The 19918-nt window shown below is 70.5% G+C and carries 16 protein-coding genes and 1 riboswitch; of the genes, 14 read left to right on the top strand and 2 right to left on the bottom strand.

Going from position 1 to position 19918, the window contains the following annotated elements; all coding sequences use genetic code 11:
* Positions 1 to 279 precede the first annotated feature (279 nt).
* The 3 genes from mfd to FGD71_RS38145 all read left to right on the top strand — a co-directional run bounded on the left by mfd (position 280) and on the right by FGD71_RS38145 (position 5618).
* Positions 280 to 3810, top strand: coding sequence for a transcription-repair coupling factor (mfd, locus tag FGD71_RS38155; RefSeq protein ID WP_119105137.1), 3531 nt, complete (start codon positions 280 to 282; stop codon positions 3808 to 3810).
* Positions 3811 to 4067: 257 nt separating this feature from the next.
* The gene (locus tag FGD71_RS38150) at positions 4068 to 4802 is read left to right on the top strand and encodes an HNH endonuclease family protein (protein WP_420878387.1); all 735 of its coding nucleotides are present in this window, start codon (positions 4068 to 4070) and stop codon (positions 4800 to 4802) included.
* Between the two features lie 72 nt (positions 4803 to 4874).
* Complete coding sequence (locus FGD71_RS38145) at positions 4875 to 5618, top strand: GNAT family N-acetyltransferase (protein ID WP_119105135.1); 744 nt, start codon at positions 4875 to 4877, stop codon at positions 5616 to 5618.
* Between the two features lie 25 nt (positions 5619 to 5643).
* Here FGD71_RS38145 and FGD71_RS38140 read toward each other — a convergent pair whose 3' ends face one another.
* On the bottom strand, positions 5644 to 6387 hold the full coding sequence (locus FGD71_RS38140) for a hypothetical protein (protein ID WP_119105134.1): 744 nt from the start codon (positions 6385 to 6387) through the stop codon (positions 5644 to 5646).
* A 40-nt stretch (positions 6388 to 6427) separates the two neighbouring features.
* Positions 6428 to 6913: a hypothetical protein gene (locus tag FGD71_RS38135; RefSeq protein WP_119105133.1), complete on the bottom strand. Its 486-nt coding sequence runs from the start codon at positions 6911 to 6913 to the stop codon at positions 6428 to 6430.
* Between the two features lie 222 nt (positions 6914 to 7135).
* On the opposite strand from FGD71_RS38135, the gene FGD71_RS38130 reads away from it, so the two are divergent.
* From FGD71_RS38130 to FGD71_RS38080, 11 genes are all read left to right on the top strand, one after another.
* Positions 7136 to 9232, top strand: coding sequence for an N-6 DNA methylase (locus FGD71_RS38130; protein ID WP_119105132.1), 2097 nt, complete (start codon positions 7136 to 7138; stop codon positions 9230 to 9232).
* Between the two features lie 160 nt (positions 9233 to 9392).
* Positions 9393 to 10022 (top strand): hypothetical protein, encoded by a 630-nt coding sequence (locus FGD71_RS38125; RefSeq protein WP_119105131.1) that lies wholly within the window; start codon positions 9393 to 9395, stop codon positions 10020 to 10022.
* 17 nt (positions 10023 to 10039) lie between these two features.
* The gene (locus FGD71_RS38120; RefSeq protein ID WP_181359362.1) at positions 10040 to 11539 is read left to right on the top strand and encodes a serine/threonine-protein kinase; all 1500 of its coding nucleotides are present in this window, start codon (positions 10040 to 10042) and stop codon (positions 11537 to 11539) included.
* Between the two features lie 126 nt (positions 11540 to 11665).
* On the top strand, positions 11666 to 12313 hold the full coding sequence (locus tag FGD71_RS38115) for a SurA N-terminal domain-containing protein (protein ID WP_119105129.1): 648 nt from the start codon (positions 11666 to 11668) through the stop codon (positions 12311 to 12313).
* Positions 12314 to 12415: 102 nt separating this feature from the next.
* On the top strand, positions 12416 to 13402 hold the full coding sequence (locus FGD71_RS38110) for a nucleoside triphosphate pyrophosphohydrolase (protein WP_181359361.1): 987 nt from the start codon (positions 12416 to 12418) through the stop codon (positions 13400 to 13402).
* Between the two features lie 105 nt (positions 13403 to 13507).
* Positions 13508 to 14800: a cytochrome P450 family protein gene (locus FGD71_RS38105; protein ID WP_119105127.1), complete on the top strand. Its 1293-nt coding sequence runs from the start codon at positions 13508 to 13510 to the stop codon at positions 14798 to 14800.
* Between the two features lie 135 nt (positions 14801 to 14935).
* Positions 14936 to 15892: a LysM peptidoglycan-binding domain-containing protein gene (locus FGD71_RS38100; RefSeq protein WP_119105126.1), complete on the top strand. Its 957-nt coding sequence runs from the start codon at positions 14936 to 14938 to the stop codon at positions 15890 to 15892.
* A gap of 205 nt (positions 15893 to 16097) precedes the next feature.
* A riboswitch (cyclic di-AMP (ydaO/yuaA leader) is annotated at positions 16098 to 16263 on the top strand.
* A gap of 4 nt (positions 16264 to 16267) precedes the next feature.
* Complete coding sequence (locus tag FGD71_RS38095) at positions 16268 to 16936, top strand: transglycosylase family protein (protein ID WP_119105125.1); 669 nt, start codon at positions 16268 to 16270, stop codon at positions 16934 to 16936.
* Positions 16937 to 17307: 371 nt separating this feature from the next.
* Entirely contained in the window at positions 17308 to 18597 is a 1290-nt protein-coding gene (gene eno / locus FGD71_RS38090) for a phosphopyruvate hydratase (RefSeq protein ID WP_119105138.1), read from the top strand.
* A gap of 163 nt (positions 18598 to 18760) precedes the next feature.
* Complete coding sequence (locus FGD71_RS38085; protein WP_119105124.1) at positions 18761 to 19243, top strand: FtsB family cell division protein; 483 nt, start codon at positions 18761 to 18763, stop codon at positions 19241 to 19243.
* Positions 19244 to 19271: 28 nt separating this feature from the next.
* Positions 19272 to 19796, top strand: a complete 525-nt coding sequence (locus FGD71_RS38080) for a DUF501 domain-containing protein (protein ID WP_119105123.1) — start codon at positions 19272 to 19274, stop codon at positions 19794 to 19796.
* Positions 19797 to 19918: the final 122 nt, after the last annotated feature.

The following is a 19918-nucleotide window of genomic DNA, read 5'->3' as shown; positions in this document are numbered from 1 at the left end:
GGCGCCTCCAGCCCGTCCGGCGCTTGAGGACGAGGCCGTCAGGCCGATGTGGGGGTCTGGGGGCGAAGCCCCCAGGGATGGGACGGGTAGGGGCGGCGGGGGCGAAATCGGCCAGGCCCGCACCCGCGTCGCGCGCACCGTAGAGCAGACGTTATCCACAGGCACGGCACCCACGACCGCGCCGACGTACCCTGGACACCCCCCGGCCCGTACGACGTGTCGGGCGGTTCGCGTTGCCCTCTGCTCGAACCCTCGGACCCCTCGGATGGAAGCCCCTTCATGAGCCTGCACGGTCTGCTCGACGCCGTAGTCAAGGACGCCGCACTCACCGAAGCGGTGAAGGCCGCCACCGACGGCAACCGGATGCACGTCGACCTGGTCGGCCCACCCGCGGCCCGCCCCTTCACCGTGGCGGCACTGGCCCGTGAGGCCCGCCGCACGGTCCTGGCCGTGACCGCCACGGGCCGCGAGGCCGAGGACCTGGCGGCGGCGCTCAGGTCCCTCCTGCCCGCCGACACCGTCGTGGACTACCCGTCCTGGGAGACCCTCCCGCACGAGCGGCTCTCCCCGAGGTCGGACACGGTAGGCCGCCGCCTCGCCGTGCTGCGCCGCCTGGCGCACCCCCGCCCCGACGACCCGGAGACCGGCCCGGTCTCGGTCGTCGTCGCCCCCGTACGCTCCGTGCTCCAGCCCCAGGTCAAGGGCCTGGGCGACCTCGAGCCGGTCGCCCTGCGCACCGGCGAGAGCGCCGACCTCGGGGACATCGTCGAGGCGTTGGCGGCAGCGGCGTACTCGCGTGTCGAACTCGTCGAGAAGCGCGGCGAGTTCGCCGTACGCGGCGGAATCCTCGACGTCTTCCCGCCCACCGAGGAACACCCGCTGCGCGTGGAGTTCTGGGGCGACGACGTCGAGGAGATCCGTTACTTCAAGGTCGCCGACCAGCGGTCCCTCGAAGTCGCCGAGCACGGCCTGTGGGCCCCGCCCTGCCGTGAGCTGCTGCTGACGGACGAGGTGCGGCGACGGGCCGCGGCACTCGCCGAGGCGCACCCCGAGCTGGGCGAACTGCTCGGGAAGATCGCGGAAGGCATCGCCGTCGAGGGCATGGAGTCCCTCGCGCCCGTGCTCGTCGACGACATGGAGCTGCTCCTCGACGTCCTGCCCCAGGGCTCGATGGCTGTCGTATGCGACCCGGAGCGGGTCCGGACGCGGGCCGCGGACCTGGTGGCGACCTCGCAGGAGTTCCTGCAGGCGTCGTGGGCGGCGACCGCGGGCGGGGGCGAGGCGCCCATCGACGTCGACGCGGCCTCCCTGTGGTCCATCGCGGACGTCCGGGACCGGGCCCGTGAGCTGGACATGATGTGGTGGTCGGTGTCCCCGTTCGCGGCCGACGAGGAGCTCGACGCGGACACCCTGAAGCTCGGCATGCACGCCCCGGAGTCGTACCGCGGCGACACCGCCAGGGCCCTGGCCGACACGAAGGGCTGGCTCGCGGACAGCTGGCGCGCGGTGTTCGTCACCGAGGGCCACGGCCCCGCCGCCCGCACCGTCGAGGTCCTCGGCGGCGAGGGCATCGCGGCCCGGCTGGAGACGGACCTCGCCGCGCTCACGCCCGCCGTCGTCCAGGTCGCGTGCGGCTCCATCGAGTACGGCTTCGTCGACACGGCCCTCAAGCTCGCCGTCCTCACCGAGACCGACCTCACCGGCCAGAAGGCCGCCGGCAAGGACGGCGCGCGGATGCCGGCCCGCCGCCGCAAGACCATCGACCCGCTCACCCTGGAGGCGGGCGACTACATCGTCCACGAGCAGCACGGCGTCGGCCGCTACATCGAGATGGTGCAGCGCACGGTCCAGGGCGCGACCCGCGAGTACCTGGTCGTCGAGTACGCCCCCGCCAAGCGCGGCCAGCCCGGCGACCGGCTCTACATCCCCACCGACCAGCTGGAGCAGATCACCAAGTACGTCGGCGGCGAGGCCCCCACCCTGCACCGCCTGGGCGGCGCCGACTGGACCAAGACCAAGGCGCGTGCCAAGAAGGCCGTCAAGGAGATCGCGGCCGACCTGATCAGGCTCTACAGCGCGCGGATGGCGGCGCCGGGCCACGCGTTCGGCGGGGACACTCCGTGGCAGCGCGAGCTGGAGGACGCGTTCCCGTACGCGGAGACCCCCGACCAGCTGACGACGATCGCCGAGGTCAAGGAGGACATGGAGAAGACGGTCCCGATGGACCGGCTGATCTGCGGCGACGTCGGCTACGGCAAGACGGAGATCGCGGTACGGGCGGCCTTCAAGGCGGTGCAGGACGGCAAGCAGGTGGCGGTGCTCGTGCCCACCACCCTGCTGGTGCAGCAGCACTTCGGGACGTTCTCCGAGCGCTACTCCCAGTTCCCGGTGAACGTACGGGCGCTGTCGCGCTTCCAGACGGACACGGAGGCGAAGGCGGTCCTGGAGGGGCTGCGGGACGGTTCGGTGGATATCGTCATCGGAACCCACCGCCTGTTCTCCGCCGAGACGAAGTTCAAGGACCTGGGCCTGGTCGTCGTCGACGAGGAGCAGCGCTTCGGTGTGGAGCACAAGGAGCAGCTGAAGAAGCTGCGGGCCAACGTCGACGTACTGACGATGTCGGCGACGCCGATTCCGCGGACGCTGGAGATGGCCGTGACGGGCATCCGCGAGATGTCCACGATCACGACACCGCCGGAGGAGCGGCACCCGGTGCTGACCTTCGTCGGCCCGTACGAGGAGAAGCAGATCGGCGCGGCGATCCGCAGGGAGCTGCTGCGTGAGGGGCAGGTCTTCTACATCCACAACCGCGTCGAGTCGATCGACCGCGCGGCCGCCCGGCTGCGCCAGACCGTGCCCGAGGCGCGGATCGCGACGGCGCACGGCCAGATGTCGGAACAGGCCCTGGAGCAGGTCGTCGTCGACTTCTGGGAGAAGAAGTTCGACGTTCTCGTGTCGACGACGATCGTGGAGTCGGGCATCGACATCTCCAACGCGAACACGCTGATCGTGGAGCGCGGTGACAACTTCGGCCTGTCGCAGCTGCACCAGCTGCGGGGCCGAGTGGGCCGCGGACGCGAGCGGGGCTACGCGTACTTCCTCTACCCGCCCGAGAAGCCGCTGACGGAGACGGCCCACGAGCGCCTGGCGACCATCGCCCAGCACACGGAGATGGGCGCGGGCATGTACGTCGCCATGAAGGACCTGGAGATCCGGGGCGCCGGAAACCTGCTGGGCGGCGAGCAGTCCGGTCATATCGCGGGCGTGGGCTTCGACCTGTACGTACGCATGGTGGGCGAGGCGGTGGCCGACTACCGGGCCTCCCTGGAAGGCGGCGTCGAGGAGGAGCCGCCCCTGGAGGTCAAGATCGAGCTCCCGGTCGACGCCCACGTCCCGCACGACTACGCGCCCGGCGAGCGGCTGCGTCTGCAGGCGTACCGGGCCATCGCCTCCGTCAACACGGAGGACGACATCAAGGCGGTACGCGAGGAACTCGTCGACCGCTACGGGAAGTTGCCTGAGCCGGTGGAGAACCTGCTGCTCGTGGCCGGACTCCGGATGCTCGCGCGGGCGTGCGGCGTCGGGGAGATCGTCCTCCAGGGCAACAACATCCGGTTCGCGCCCGTGGAACTCAGGGAGTCGCAGGAGCTCCGGCTCAAGCGGCTGTACCCGGGGGTCGTCATCAAGCCGGCCGTCCACCAGGTGCTGGTGCCCCGCCCGAAGACGGCGAAGGTGGGCGGGAAGCCGCTGGTCGGGCGGGAACTGCTGGGGTGGACCGGGGAGTTCCTGGCTTCGATTCTGGGGTCGTAGGGCGAGTTCTGGGTCGCGGTGCTGGGCTCCGGGCTGCTGCCGTCGGAGACGACCCTGGGGATCGGGAAGGTGTAAGGGCAGGGGGGTGGCTTCCCGGGCAGGTGGGGGAGGGGCGGTGGAGGAGTCGGTGACCATTACGGCCTGGACTCTGCGGCGGCTACGGTGAGGGCCGGCCGGAACCGCTCGCCCAGGGTGGTCATGGTCAGGCAAGGGGAGGGAAACGCGTGACGCTCTGGACCAGGGGTCTACGCACCGGGCTGGCCGTGTTCGCCGCCTTGGCTCTCGTCACCGGGTGCGAGGGACTTGAAGCCGGTGGTTCTCCAACGGGAAGCGAGGCGCCGGCGCCGGCGCCGGACGGGCGAGCCGTCAGCCCACTGAAGAACCCCGATGGAACGAAGCCCGGGCTCGCACCCGTGACGAGCGAGACCGACAGGGCCGCGGCTCGCAAACTCATACAGACGGTGCAGACGAAGGGCCGGGGGCCGAGGACCGGCTACGACCGGGACGAGTTCGGCTACGCCTGGATGGATACGGCCGACGGCGTCCCGCTCGCTCGTAACGGCTGTGACACCCGAAACGATCTCTTGAAGCGTGACGGCCAGAACCTGCGCTTCCGCACCGGGTCCGACTGCGTGGTCATCGCCATGGAGCTGCATGATCCCTACACCGGCACAACCATCGAGTGGCGCAAGGAGAAGGCCACCGAGGTGCAGATAGACCACGTGGTGCCGCTGTCGTACAGCTGGCAGATGGGCTCCTCACGCTGGCCCGAGAGCAAGCGCAAGCAACTCGCGAACGACGCGCTCAACCTGATCCCGGTCGAGGGCCGTGCCAACTCGTCCAAGGGGGATTCCGGACCCGCATCCTGGCTCCCGCCGAACAAGCGGATCCGATGCGCGTACGCGGTCCGCTTCGCCGAGGTCGCCGTCAAGTACAAGATGCCGGTGACCGCACCCGACCGGCAGATGATGCTGGAGCAGTGCGGCGGCTGACAGCGCGGCTGAGCAGCGGAACCGACGTAAAAGCGGTTCCTCGCAGGCTGAGTTGACGCCTACGGTGTTCGGATGGAGTTGAAGGTGTCGAGCCTCGCCGAGCGTCCCGAGATGCATGGTCAGGTGGTCGGTATGGCCGACATGTGGCCCGAGTTCCTGCTCCACGACCCGGTAGGTGACGCGCACTACGGCCGGATCGCCGCCGAGCTGCCGGAGTATGTGCTCTTCGCGGAGGACGAGCACGGGGAGGTCGTCGCCCACGCCTACAGCGTGCCGTTCGCGTTGGCGGGCCGGGAGCGGGGCGAGCTGCCTGCGCGGGGCTGGGACCAGGTGCTGACCTGGGCGTTCGCCGATCTGCGTCGCGGCGTCCGGCCCGACACCGTGAGCGCGATCTCGATCGTCGTCGCCCCGCACGCCCAGGGCGGCGGGCTGTCGGCCCGGATGCTCTCGGCGATGCGCGACAACGCCCGGGCGCACGGGTTCAGCGAGGTCGTCGCGCCCGTGCGCCCGAGCGCGAAGCACCTGCATCCGCGTGCGGCGATGGAGGAGTACGCGTTCAGGAAGCGCGGCGACGGGCTGCCGCACGACCCGTGGCTGCGTGTCCACATCCGCGCCGGCGCCACCATCCACGCCATTGCGCCCGCCTCGATGACCGTGGCGGCCTCGCTCGACGAGTGGCGGGAGTGGACGGGGCTGCCGTTCGACGAGGAGGGGCTCGTCGAGGTCCCCGGGGCCCTGGTGCCGGTGCACTGCGAGCCCGGGCGGGGGTACGCGGTGTACGTCGAGCCCAATGTGTGGGTGCGGCACGCGCTGTGACACCGGGCTCGTTCGCCAGGAGGCATCAGCCGTCCAGTGCGTCCAGGTCGATGACCTTGCCCTTGGGGGCCTGAGCGGGGACGGGCTTGTCGAAGTCGCCGAAGGTGAGGGTGCCCGGGTCCTTCGCGGACTTGCTGATGACCTTCAGCAGGTAGGGCTTGCCCTCGGTGGCGATGTAGAGGGTGTACCTGTCCTTGCCGTCCTTCTCATGGAGGACGATCGCCGGGGTGCCGGCGACCGTGGTCGCCTTGCCTCTGGTGGCGTCGGAGTGGACGCCCTTGAACTCGGCGAGCACGGTGTCGAGATCGCAGAAGCTCGCGATGTCCTTGGCGTCCGAGCCGGTCGCGGACATCTTGGTCCACTTGCCGGCCAGCATCTCCACCACCCCGTCGGTCTCGGCCTTGGACTGGCCCTCGCCCTGAGCACGCAGGAACTGCTCGTCGTACTTCATGTAGACGGTGTCGCCGGTCTTGACGAGGTCGGCCTTTCCCTCGCCGTTCGCGCTCATCGTTCCGGCGCACTGTCCCTTCTTGTCGAGCGCCATGTCCAGGCCGATCGGGCTGCCTTCGTCCTGGACGGTGCCCTTGATGCGCAGTGACGAGGCGTTCGAGGTGGCCTTCACGGCCCGCTCGGCGATCTCACCGCCGGTCAGTCCGGCGAACGGGCCCTTCGGTTTGCTGTCCGCCTCGTCCAGGCCGGGCAGACAGCCGGTGAGCGAGACGGTGGCTGCGGCGGCGAGACAGACAGCGGCAAGTGCGGTGCGACGCATGGAAATTCCCCCCGGGGGCGTGATGAGCGGTTTCGGTGGATCAGAAGTTGCCGTTGCCGAGCATTTCGCCGTCGGCGTCGTAGACCGTGACGAGGCCGTTCTCGCTGTTCTTCCAGTCGGCGAAAGCGGAGGCGATGAGCTTGGCGGGGCCGGTGCCCTTGCCCAGCAAGCCGCCGGTGAAGTCCGTGTAGACATCGGCGGCGTCGAGGATGTCGTTCTGCTCGTCCGCGCCCTGGACCTTGGTGACGTGCGAGACGGCGTCCTTCTCCTTCGCCGTGCCGTTCTTGTTCACGAAGTCCTTGAACTGGTCGGCCTGGGAGGCCTTCTCAGTGCCTTTGTCCCCGGCGTCCTTGTCCTCGACGGTCTTCGCCGACCCTGAGCCCGCGCCGGAGCTCGCCGAGGAGCTCTTGTCCGCGGAGCCCGTGCCGCCGCCGTCCCCGTCGCCCGCGCCGGTGTTCGCCGACACCACGCCCAGGACGACGATGCCGACCACCGCGCCCAGCCCCACCTTGACCTTCATGCCCATGACTGCGTCCTCTCCCCATGTCCCCAAAGACACCAATGACGTGGAACGACCTGTGCTCGCCGGTTTCCAGCGGCCCCTCGTTCGATGTGTCAATGAGAGCAGAGCTTGTGAACCGAGTCAACACGAGTGATGGAGATGTTTGTGTACACGCGCGTGAATGGGTAGATCTTGCGTTCGTCGGTATGCTCGACGCCACACACCAGGACGAGGGGAGCCGGGCGGGTGCAGGACAACGGGACAGAGGTGACCGCTGCCGGAATCGCACGGCTGGCCGGCGTCGGCCGCGCCGCCGTCAGTAACTGGCGCCGCCGTCACGCCGACTTCCCCAAACCGATCGGCGGCACCGAGACCAGCCCGTCCTTCGCGCTCGCCGAGGTCGAGGACTGGCTGCGCGCCCAGGGCAAACTGGCCGAAGTCCCCCTGCGTGAGCGCGTGTGGCAGCAGCTCGCCGGGCACCCGGAGGGCCCGGTCCCCGCCCTGGTCCACGCCGGCTGCGCACTCCTGCTCATCCACGACCGGCCCACGGTCTGGCTGGAGTTGAGCGCGGGCTCCGACGAGCGCCTCGCCGACCTGCTGCCCGCCTCCCTCGACCAGGTCCTCGACCCGCGCTTCGGAGTGATCCGCAAACGGGCCGTGGACACACCGACCCCCGCCCAACTGCTCCCGTCCGCCCCGCTGTTGCGCGGCACCGCCGACCTCGCGGCCGAGCTGGGCGCACGCCAGACGTACGAGTTCCTGCTCGGCCGGCACCTCGACGCCAACCCGCGCCAGTACACGCTCACTCCGGTCGGCCTCGCCGATCTGATGGCCGACCTGGCCGGCCCGGCCCGCAGCGTCCTCGACCCGGCGTGCGGCACCGGCGCCCTGCTGCGCGCGGTCACTCCCACCAAGGACCAGCAGCTCTACGGCCAGGACAGCGCCCCCGAACTCGCGGCCCTCACCGCGCTGCGCCTCGCCCTCCACACGAAGGCCGCCCTCCAGGAGAAGGCCGCCGTGCGCACCGCGGCCGCCGACACCCTCCGCGCCGACGCGTACGACAGCCTCAGGGCAGACGCCGTCCTGTGCCACCCGCCCTTCAACGAGCGCAACTGGGGCCATGACGAACTCGCCTACGACGCCCGCTGGGAGTACGGCTTCCCGGCCCGCACGGAGTCCGAACTGGCCTGGGTGCAGCACGCCCTGGCGCGCCTCAAGGAGGGCGGCACCGCGGTTCTTCTGATGCCGCCCGCCGTCGCCTCCCGCCGCTCCGGCCGCCGCATCCGCGCCGACCTGCTGCGCCGCGGCGCCCTGCGCGCCGTGATCGCGCTGCCGGTCGGCGCGGCGCCCCCGTACAACATCCCGCTGCACCTGTGGGTGCTGCGCAAGCCCGCGCCGCACGCCCATCCCGCCCAGCCCGAGGTGCTGCTCGCCGACACCGGCGAGCTCGTGGCCGACGGCGGCCGCGGCGGTTTCGACTGGCAGGTCGTGCGCACCGCCGTCCTCGACGCCTGGCGCCCCTTCGACCGCGGCGGCACCGCACAGGAGCGGCCGGGCCTCAGCCGTGCGGTACCCGTCATCGAGCTCCTCGACGACGACGTGGACCTGGCCCCCGCCCGCCATCTCCTGCCCGCCGCGGCGGGCGGCGGCGCCGAGCAGCTCGAGGATGTGCGCGACCGCCTCGGCGAGACACTCCGCCTGACCGCCGACCTCATCCCGCCTTCCCCCGCGCTCTCGGCAGCGCACGAGCAGGGAGGTGCCACTGCCGACCCGCGGCAGCCCACCCGCTGGCCGCTCACCACGATCGGGGAACTCGCGCGCGGGGGAGCGCTGTTGCTGCGTACCGGCGGAAACGGCGGCCGCACGCGCGTGCCCGTCCTTACCGACCACGACGTCCTCGCCGGAACCGCACCGTCCGGAACGCTCCCCGAAAGCGACGAGGAACCCGTCCTCACCGAGGCCGGCGACGTCGTCGTCCCCGTGCTCGGCGGCGGCGCCGTCGCGCGCGTGGTGGACGAGGCGACCGCCGGCGCCGCCCTCGGCCGCAACCTCGCACTGCTGCGCCCCGACCCGGCCGCGCTGGACCCGTGGTTCCTCGCCGGTTTCCTGCGCGGCACCGCCAACAACCGCCAGGCCAGCAGCTACGCGTCCACGGCCACCAGGCTCGACGTGCGCCGCCTCCAGCTGCCGCGGCTGCCGCTGGCACAGCAGCGCCGTTACGGCGAACGATTCCGCGCGCTCGCCGAGTTCGAGGAGGCGCTGCGGCACGCGGGCCGCCTCGGCGGGCAGTTGGTGCGCGGCCTGTACGACGGCCTGACCGACGGGACCGTCACGCCCGACTGAGACCGGCGGGGCGGGCGAAGTGATCGGCACGACAACGGTGATCAGCACGACAACGGTTCGGTACAACTCATGACCAGTTGTCCTTGTCGGCCTATACGCTCGGACTCCGCACTCGTAAGTGCGTACCTCCGTCCGTCCCCACAGGCCTCCAGGAGCGACCATGCAAGGCCACGGCCAGGCGCAGCCGGTGAAGCAGCCACCCCCGACCGGGTTGCTGGTCTTCCTGCGCGTGTTCTTCGTGGTGATCTCGGTGTGCAGCTTCGGTCTTCTCGGCTGGACGATGATGCTGCGCCTGGCGATCGTGACCCGCAAGTCGCTCGACTGGGGCTTGTTCGTGGCCACTTTCGCGGCCGAGGTCCTAGGCCTCGTCCTGCTCGGGACCGAGCCCGGCGACGAGATCCACACCGTGGGCGGCTGGACGGGCCTCGCCCTGCTCATGGGCTCGCTCGTGATCGCGATCTCGTACTACCTCGCGGCGGACATCCGACACTTCCACCAGCTCCACTACGCGGCAGCGGGATACGCACCGCACCAGCCGCCCCCGGCGCCCGCGTACGGCTACCCACAGCCGCCGCAGTCGCAGTCGCCGTACAGCGCCGTGCCGGTTCCGCAGACCCCGGTTCCGCAGGCCCCGGTCTCGCAGACCCCGGTTCCGCCGACGGACCAGACCCCCCGGCCCTCCGCGCCGACCCCGCCGCCGCAGCGTCCCGCGCCCGCCCGGATCGACCAGGTGCGCGCCGAGCTCGACGAGCTGAGTGACTATCTGCGCAAGCACGAGGACGGCAGGTGACCGTGGCGTCGGGACGTATGATCACCGGCCGCTACGAACTGTCCACACTCATCGGCCAGGGCGGCATGGGCCAGGTGTGGACGGCGTACGACCAGCGACTGGACCGGCGCGTGGCCGTCAAACTGCTGCGCCCCGACAAGGTCGCGGGCCAGGAGGCCGACGAGCTGCGTCGCCGTTTCGTCCGCGAGTGCCGCGTCACCGCCCAGGTCGACCACCCCGGCCTGGTCACCGTCCACGACGCGGGCACCGAGGGCGAGGAACTGTTCCTCGTCATGCAGTACGTCGACGGGGCCGACCTCTCCGACCACCTTGCCGAGCACACGCCGTACCCCTGGCAGTGGGCCGTCGCGGTCGCCGCCCAGCTGTGCGCCGTCCTGTCCGCGGTGCACGCCGTCCCGATCGTGCACCGCGACCTCAAACCGCGGAACGTGATGGTCAAGCAGGACGGCACCGTCACCGTCCTCGACCTCGGCGTCGCCTCGGTCATGGACACGGACACGACCCGCCTCACGCACACGGGTTCACCCATCGGCTCGCCCGCCTACATGGCACCGGAGCAGGCGATGGGCGGCGCGGTCGGCCCGTACACGGACCTGTACGCGCTCGGCGTGCTGTTGCACGAACTCCTCAGCGGAGACGTGCCGTTCTCGGGCTCCACCGCACTCGGCGTACTGCACCGGCACCTCTACGAGCCGCCCCTCCCGGTCCGCCGCCTGCGCCCAGAGGTCCCCGAGCCGCTCGAAGCCCTCGTCCTGCGCCTGCTCTCCAAGGACCCGCAGCACCGCCCGGCCTCCGCGCAGGAGACGTATGAGCAACTGCTGCCGCTGCTCCCCGCGCGCGGGGCCCCGACCGGCGGACCGCTCGACCCGACACGCCCGTTCCTGCGCCCGCACGCCCCCTGGCCCGACCGGGCCCGTACGCCCGCGCCGCAGCCGTCGGCACACGCCGTGGACAGGCCCGATGTCGCGGGCGCGGTCGACGAGGTCAAGCGCCTCCTCGGCGAGGGCCGCATCACGCAGGCCGTCGACATCCTCGGCTCGATCCTCCCGGCCGCGGCAGAACAGCACGGCGAGCACTCGCCCGTCGTGCGCACACTGCGCAAGCAGTACGCGGCCACGCTGATGGACGACGGCCAGTACCGCCGCGCCCTGCCCGAGCTGCGCCGCCTCGCCGACGAGCGCGCCGCCGAGGCCGGCCAGGCCGACCCGCAGTCCCTGCGCTTCCGCTACGAAGCAGCCCAGTGCCTCGAACAGCTCGGCGAACCCGCGGCCGCGCTCTCCGAGTACCGGGCGCTGCTGCCGTACTACGAGAACCAGTACGTGGCCGGCGATCCCGAGCTCGCCTACGACGTACGCCGCCGCATCGGCCACCTCCTGCTCGCCCTCGGCGACCGCGGTGCCGCGCACGACACGCTGGCGCGGCTGCTGCTCGACGTGGAGCGGCTGCAGGGACCGGGACATCCGCTGGCGGCGGAGGTCCGGCGGACGCTGCAGTGGCTGGGGCAGGTGCGCGGGTAGGCAGTCGGTACCTTGCCCTGCCACAAATCGTTGGTCGAATGGGTGGCCGACAGCCGGGTCACTGCTTACCATCGATCACCGCAAGACTTTGTGCACCGTCGCACAAGCTCCTACAGGAGGTTCTCCTTGCACCGCCGCCGTCGCACCGCGCTCCTCCTCTCCGCCGCGCTCGCCACCGCGGCTCCCCTCCTCACCGCCTGCGGAGACGACGCGCATCCCGGTGCCGCGGCCGTCGTCGGCGGTGACCGGATCACGGTGTCCCAGCTGGAGAACCGGGTGAACGAGGTGCGCACCGCCCAGCGGGCCGCCATCAAGAACGACACCCAGTACGAGCAGGCCATCGCCAAGTCCGGCGGCCTCACCCGCGACACCCTGCACGGCATGGTCCTCGACCACGTGCTGCACCGCGCCGCCCAGGACGCGGGCGTGACCGTCTCCCGCAACGAGGTCCTGCGCCTGCGCTCGAGCCTCGAGCAGCAGGCGGGCGGCGCGAAGGCACTGGAGGCGGCCTGGCTGCAGCAGTACGGCGTGGCGCCCGGGCGGCTCGATGACAACCTCCGCGTCCAGGTCGAGGCCCAGAAGCTGGCCACCGGGCTCGGCACCGACACCAGCCAGCCCGCGTTCTGGAAGGCCCTGTCCGACGCCTCCAAGAAACTCGACGTCGACCTGAACCCGCGCTACGGCACCTGGGACGTGCAGAAGAGCAGCCGCGTCGACGCGAAGCTGCCGTGGCTGCGCGAGGTCACGCAGGCGGGGAGCCAGGGGACGGCGTAGCCGCCGCAGAGCCCGCTGTGGCCAGGTGAGCTCACTGTGAACAGGTGAGCTCACTATGGACGGCCGAGCCCGCTGTGGACGGGTGACCTTGTTGTCCGTGGCGTGGGTTACGTTCGGTGTGTGAACGCATCCGACCCTGGGCGCATCGTCCTGCTCACCACCAGCCACCGTGTCGCGCCCGGCCTCCTGTCCTGGCCCGCCTGGCAGGCGCTGCACGGCGCCGACCGCGTGCTGTGCGCGGACGGCGCGCACCCCCAGCTGCCGTATCTCCGCGAGGCGGGCGTCAAGGTCGACGAGGCCGCGCCCACCGCCGAGGAGCTCGTCGACGCCTGCGCCGGCGGGCGCACGGTAACGGTGGTCGCCACGGGCGAGGGCGAGCCGCGCCTGACGGACGGGCTGGCCCGCATGGCCGGCTCCGGGCGCGTGCAGATGCCCGACCTCGAACTGCTCCCCGCCTCGTACGACCTCCCCGGCGCCCGGCTTCTCGACCTCGTCCAGGTCATGGACCGCATCCGCGCCGAGTGCCCCTGGTCGTCCCAGCAGACCCACCAGGGCCTCGCGAAGTACGGCATCGAGGAGGCGTACGAACTCGTCGAGGCGATCGAGGAGGGCGACCGGCACGAGCTGTGCGAGGAGCTCGGGGACGTACTGCTCCAGGTCGTCTTCCATGCGCGGATCGCGGAGGAAGGCAGCCCGGAGGATGGCGCGGAGCCGTTCTCCATCGACGACGTGGCGGGTGGCATCGTCACCAAGCTGATCCACCGCCATCCGCACGTCTTCGGCGACGAGACCGCCGAGACGCCCGAGGAGGTCAAGGAGCACTGGCTGCGCACCAAGGCCGTCGAGAAGCAGCGGACCTCGGTGACAGAGGGCATCCCGCTCGGTCAGCCGGGCCTGGCGCTCGCCGCGAAGCTGGCATCCCGCGCGCGCACGGCGGGACTTGAGGTCGCGCTGCCGCCGGGCGAGGGCGTCGGTTACGAACTGCTCGCGATGGCCGTGCGCGCCGAGGCGGAGGGCGTGGACCCGGAGGCAGCACTACGGTCGGCGGCGCGGGCGTACCGGGACGCGATACGGGAAACGGAGTCCTGACATCGGTCCTGAGACCGGCCCTGAGACCGGCCCTGACATCGGCCCCGGCACCGGTCCTGACACCGCCGATCAACCCCACGTCGCCCCTCCCGATACCGTCAAGGAGTGACCGAGAAGCCAGCCCAGACCTCCGTCGGCAGCACGCCTCCCGAACTCTTCACCTGGGAGTTCGCCACCAACCCCTACCCGGCCTACGCCTGGCTGCGGGAGCACGCCCCCGTGCACCGGACCAAACTGCCGAGCGGAGTGGAGGCCTGGCTGGTCACCCGGTACGCCGACGCCAAGCAGGCCCTCGCGGACGCTCGCCTCTCCAAGAACCCCGCACACCACGACGAACCCGCACACGCCAAGGGCAAGACCGGCATCCCCGGCGAGCGCAAGGCCGAGCTGATGACTCATCTGCTCAATATCGATCCGCCGGATCACACGAGGCTTCGTCGGCTCGTGGCCCAGGCGTTCACACCACGCCGCGTGGCCGCATTCGCCCCGCGCGTGCAGGAGTTGGCCGATCACCTCATCGACCAGTTCGCGCACAAGGGGAGCGCCGATCTCATCCACGAGTTCGCCTTTCCCCTCCCCATCTACGCGATCTGTGATCTGCTCGGCGTCCCGCGCGAGGACCAGGACGACTTCCGCGACTGGGCGGGGATGATGATCCGGCACGGGGGAGGGCCGCGGGGCGGGGTCGCGCGGTCCGTGAAGAAGATGCGCGGCTATCTCGCCGAGCTCATCCACCGCAAGCGGGCGGCGCTCCCCGAGGAGCCCACCCCCGGCGAAGACCTCATCTCCGGTCTCATCCGCGCCTCCGACGACCGTGCGAGCGATCGCCTGAGCGAGAACGAGGCCGCGGCGATGGCGTTCATCCTCCTGTTCGCGGGATTCGAGACCACCGTCAATCTCGTGGGAAACGGCACCTACGCGCTCCTCACCCATCCCGAGCAGCGGCAGCGGCTCCAGCAGTCCCTGGCGGTCGGCGACACGGACCTCCTCGCGACCGGCGTCGAGGAACTCCTCCGGTACGACGGGCCGGTCGAGCTGGCCACATGGCGGTTCGCGACGGAAGCGGTCACCATCGGCGGGCAGCGCATCGAGGTCGGCGACCCCGTACTCGTCGTACTCGCCGCCGCCGACCGCGACCCCGGGCGGTTCAACGCCCCCGACACCCTTGACCTCGGCAGACGCGACAACCAGCACCTCGGCTACGGGCACGGCATCCACTACTGCCTCGGTGCGCCCCTGGCCCGGCTGGAGGGCAGGACCGCGCTCGCTACGCTCCTCACCCGTCTTCCTGACCTGCAACTGGCGGTCGATTCCACCGATTTGCGGTGGCGTGGAGGGCTCATCATGCGTGGGCTGCGCACGTTGCCGGTGAGCTTCACGCCGACTCAGAGCTGGTGAAACGTCAACTCTGTGATCTTCACGTGATCTGCTCTGCATCTACTTGTGACAAGTGTTCGACTGCGGATAGGTTCACGGCTCAGTGCAGACCTCACCTGTCGCTCTAAACCCTGCCGTCACGCGAAAGGCAACCGCATGCTCTCCGGGAACGGTCGTCACCGTCGCCCTCGCCAGGCCCCGGCTCTCTTCGTTGCGGCAGGAGTGACCGGTTCGGCCATCGCCATCCCCCTGCTCGGCGCGACCGGCGCCAGCGCTGCCAGTGGTGCGACCTGGGACGCGATCGCGGACTGCGAGAGCGGCGGATCGTGGAGCGCCGACACCGGCAACGGCCGTTACGGCGGGCTCCAGATGACCCAGGAGACCTGGGAGCAGTACGGCGGCCTCGACTACGCCGCGAGCGCCGACCAGGCCAGCCGCTCCCAGCAGATAGCCGTCGCCGAGAAGGTCGTCGCGGACAAGGGGACGAGCGCCTGGGCGACCTGCGGGCTCGTCGCGGGTCTGACGCAGGACTCCGACGCCGCCGATGTCGACACCGGTGTGGCGGACGACTCGGCTTCGTCGTCCGCCGATTCGGGTTCGGGCTCGGACGCGGCTTCTGGCTCTGATTCCACGAAGTCCGATACGTCCGGGTCGTCTGACGCATCCGACACATCGGATACATCAGGCACCTCCGACGAGTCCGACAAGTCCGATACATCTGACTCATCTCGTACGTCCGAGCCCTCCAGCGATGTGACGCAGGACTCAGGCAGTGGCGCCAACTCCGAATCGTCGAGCGGCGACAGCACATCCGCCGGTACGGCGAAAAGCGGCGAAACCGGGCGCCATCGCGGCGGTAGTGCCGAAGAGGGCGCCGCGGCCTCGCGCGCGGGTGACTCCACCGGTCGGCATGCCTCGCGCGCCGGCACCGTCTCGCGTGAGGCGGTCGACGGCTCGTACGTGGTCCGCCCCGGAGACAATCTCTGGGCCATCGCCGACTCCCTTGGCGTGGAGGGTGGATGGCCCGAGCTCTATGCCGAGAACAAGCAAACCGTCGGCGCCGACCCGGACCTCATCCTCCCCGGTCAAAGGCTCGAAGTCGGCAGCGAGTGACTGCTGCCCAAGCTGTCGAATCGGGCGAAAAGTAGCGGCAGTTCGGGGTGAATGTCCGGTTTGATGAAAGTGAGACATGGCTCTCAAAGACCCTGATCGTCTTTGGAGTTCAGCGGATCGCGTGTTTACGGTCGTGATCGCTCGCCACAGCGGGCCCCGACGGACGTCACGCCGAATCCTGCCAACGGCCGTACGGGAACAGTCGTCGCGTCAAGCGCCGTAGGCAGGAGCGGGGGACCCAAGGTAAGCGCCTTCCCCGGTCACCAAGACCGGAGATGGCTTGGGGTTAAGCCGCGCGCAAGTCGCGCGGCCGGGCAACTCACTCGGCCCGAACCCGACAGCTCACCTCGCAGGCGTCGGTGAGGGGATCTCTCCATGCTGCATTCCGGCACGGGCAAGCACCGCCGCCCGACCAAGACCGCTCGTATCGCCACGTTCGCCGGTGTCACCGGCGCCGCCATCGCCGTTCCGCTGATGGTCTCCGGCACCGCCTCCGCCGCCAGCGCCTCCGAGTGGGACGCCGTCGCCCAGTGCGAGTCGGGAGGCAACTGGTCCATCAACACCGGCAACGGCTACTACGGCGGCCTGCAGTTCTCGTCCTCCACCTGGGCCGGGTACGGCGGCACGCAGTACGCCGCCACCGCCGACCAGGCCTCCAAGGCCCAGCAGATCCAGGTCGCCGAGAAGGTCCTCGCGAGCCAGGGCAAGGGTGCCTGGCCGGTCTGCGGCAAGGGCCTGTCCGGCGCCTCCTCCTCGGGCTCCGGTGCCGCGCAGGAGAGCACCCAGCAGCAGAGCGCGCCGGCCCAGGAGGAGCGTGCCTCGCGCTCCCAGGAGCGCTCCGCGCCCAAGACCGTCGAGACCCCGACCGGCAAGAAGGTCGAGAAGGGCGACGGCGAGTACAAGGTCGTGAAGGGTGACACCCTCAGCGCGATCGCCTCGGAGCACAACGTCAAGGGCGGCTGGAAGAAGGTGTTCGAGCTGAACGACGACATCATCGACGACGAGAACTTCATCTTCCCGGGCCAGCAGCTGCACCTCAGCTGACGTGGACGCCGCGCCCCCGACGCGCGGCCTCGACGCGGAAACCTCTTCGTGGAACCTCGGCTTGCGCACAGCCCTCTCATAAGAGGGGCCCGCAAGCTGAGGGGGTCCTCTCCGGAGTGCTTCCGCTCCCACGGTCTCCCCGCCCCGGTGCGTGTTCCCCCGCATGCACCGTGGCGGGGCTTTTCTTTCTCTTTTCTCCCCCCATTTGTTCCGTTCTGGAACAATGTTTACCCTCAGTTCCGTCCATGGGGTGGTCGGACGGCTGGCCGATCTCCCGGAGCCGGTTAGGCTCATCTCGCGGAACCGCCGCGGCTCCGCGCATGCGGGCCGAGCGCCCGTGTACCCGCGTCACATCCCAGAAGGAGATGCTCGTGCCGTCCATCGACGTCGTCGTAGCCCGGGAAATCCTGGACTCCCGAGGCAATCCCACGGTCGAGGTCGAGGTCGGCCTCGACGACGGCAGCACGGGGCGTGCCGCCGTCCCGTCCGGCGCTTCCACCGGCGCCTTCGAGGCTGTCGAACTCCGCGACGGAGACGCCGGCCGTTACCTCGGCAAGGGCGTCGAGAAGGCCGTCCTCGCCGTCATCGAGCAGCTCGGCCCGGAGCTCGTCGGCTACGACGCCACCGAGCAGCGGCTGATCGACCAGGCGATGATCGACCTGGACGCCACCGACAACAAGGGCTCGCTCGGCGCCAACGCCATCCTCGGCGTCTCCCTCGCCGTCGCGCACGCCGCCTCCGAGGCCAGCGACCTCCCGCTCTTCCGCTACCTGGGCGGCCCGAACGCGCACCTGCTGCCCGTTCCGATGATGAACATCCTGAACGGCGGCTCGCACGCCGACTCGAACGTGGACATCCAGGAGTTCATGATCGCCCCGATCGGCGCGGAGTCCTTCTCCGAGGCGCTGCGCTGGGGTGCCGAGGTCTACCACACCCTCAAGAAGGTGCTGAAGTCCCGCGGTCTGGCCACCGGCCTCGGCGACGAGGGCGGCTTCGCCCCGAACCTCGGCTCCAACCGCGAGGCCCTCGACCTCATCCTCGAGGCGATCAAGGAGGCCGGCTACACCCCCGGCGAGCAGATCGCCCTCGCGCTCGACGTCGCCGCCTCCGAGTTCTACAAGGACGGCTCCTACCTCTTCGAGGGCAAGGAGCGCTCCGCCGCCGAGATGACCGAGTACTACGCCGAGCTCGTCGAGGCGTACCCGCTCGTCTCCATCGAGGACCCGCTGTTCGAGGACGACTGGGCCGGCTGGAAGGTCATCACCGACAAGCTCGGCTCCAAGGTCCAGCTCGTCGGCGACGACCTGTTCGTCACCAACCCGGAGCGCCTGGCCCGTGGCATCGAGGAGGGCTCGGCCAACGCACTGCTCGTCAAGGTCAACCAGATCGGCTCCCTGACCGAGACCCTGGACGCCGTGGAGCTCGCCCAGCGCAACGGCTTCAAGTGCATGATGTCCCACCGCTCCGGCGAGACCGAGGACGTCACCATCGCGGACCTGGCCGTCGCCACCAACTGCGGTCAGATCAAGACCGGCGCCCCCGCTCGCTCCGAGCGCGTCGCCAAGTACAACCAGCTGCTGCGCATCGAGGAGATCCTCGACGACGCGGCGGTGTACGCGGGCCGCAGCGCTTTCCCGCGGTTCCGCTCGGCGAACCAGTAAGCACAGCGCTCCGCGAACCAGTAAGCACAGCGCTCGGCGAACCAGTAGGCACAGCGAAGGCTGAGCTCCGCACGCAGGGGCCACAGCCCCGTCGGGCGTACGTCCCCGTACTCGGTCCCGTACCGTGTGCGGGGACGTACGTGCGTGAAGGGGAGGCGTTGGGATGGCCGTGAAGGACCGCGACCGGGACCGGTTCTCCACCGCGACCAGGCTGCGGCTGCTCGGCGAGCAGACGGCCGCCCGCGTCTACCGCTCCCAGACCAAGCGCCAGGCCCGCCGCTCCCGGCTGACGGGCCGGGCCGCGCTGCTCGTCCTCGTCCTCTGTTCCCTCGTCGTCGCCCTCGCGTACCCGACACGGCAGTACGTCTCCCAGCGCGCCGAGATCGCCGACCTCCAGCAGGAGCGGGAGCAGGCCCGCGAGCGGGTGGAGGAACTGCGCGACCTCAAGGCACGCTGGCAGGACGACGAGTACGCCGAGCAGCGGATCCGGGAGCGGCTGCACTATGTGATGCCGGGGGAGACCGGCTACATCGTGATCGACCCCGACGCGGCGAGGAAGTCGCGTACGGACCAGACGGCGGCCGACCGCCCCTGGTACTCCAATCTCTGGTACGGCGTCGACAAGGCCGACAGCGCGGACCAGTGAACCGATGAGAGAGACACAGACCCAAGGCATGGAAACGCCCCCTCCTCCCACTCCGCGCACCGAGCCCACCGACGCGGACGTCGAGGCCTTCAAGCAGCAGCTCGGGCGCCCGCCGCGCGGGCTGCGCGCGATCGCGCACCGGTGCCCGTGCGGTCAGCCGGACGTGGTCGAGACGGCGCCGCGACTGCCGGACGGCACGCCGTTCCCGACGACGTACTACCTGACGTGCCCGCGCGCGGCGTCGGCGATCGGCACGCTCGAGGCGAACGGCGTCATGAAGGAGATGACGGAGCGGCTGGCGGAGGACCCTGTTCTGGCCGCCGCCTACCGCGCCGCCCACGAGGACTACATCGCGCGCCGCGATGCCGTGGAGGTTCTGGAGGGCTTCCCGAGTGCGGGCGGCATGCCGGACCGGGTGAAGTGCCTGCACGTCCTGGTGGCCCACTCCCTGGCCGCGGGGCCGGGCGTGAACCCGCTGGGCGACGAGGCGATCGCGATGCTGCCGGAGTGGTGGCGCAAGGGGCCGTGCGTGACGCTGCCGCCCGAGGAGTGATGTCGCCCCCGCCGCCCCTACCCGTCCCATCCCGTTCCTGGGGGCTGCGCCCCCAGACCCCCGTATCGGCCTGAACGGCCTCGTCCTCAAACGCCGGACGGGCTGAAATTCAGCCTCTCCGG

This window comes from Streptomyces sporangiiformans (genome assembly GCF_005768555.2).
In the GTDB taxonomy this organism is placed as follows: domain Bacteria; phylum Actinomycetota; class Actinomycetes; order Streptomycetales; family Streptomycetaceae; genus Streptomyces; species Streptomyces sporangiiformans.
The sequence above is the reverse complement of the archived record's forward strand: the minus strand, read 5'-3'. Positions and strand labels throughout refer to the sequence as shown.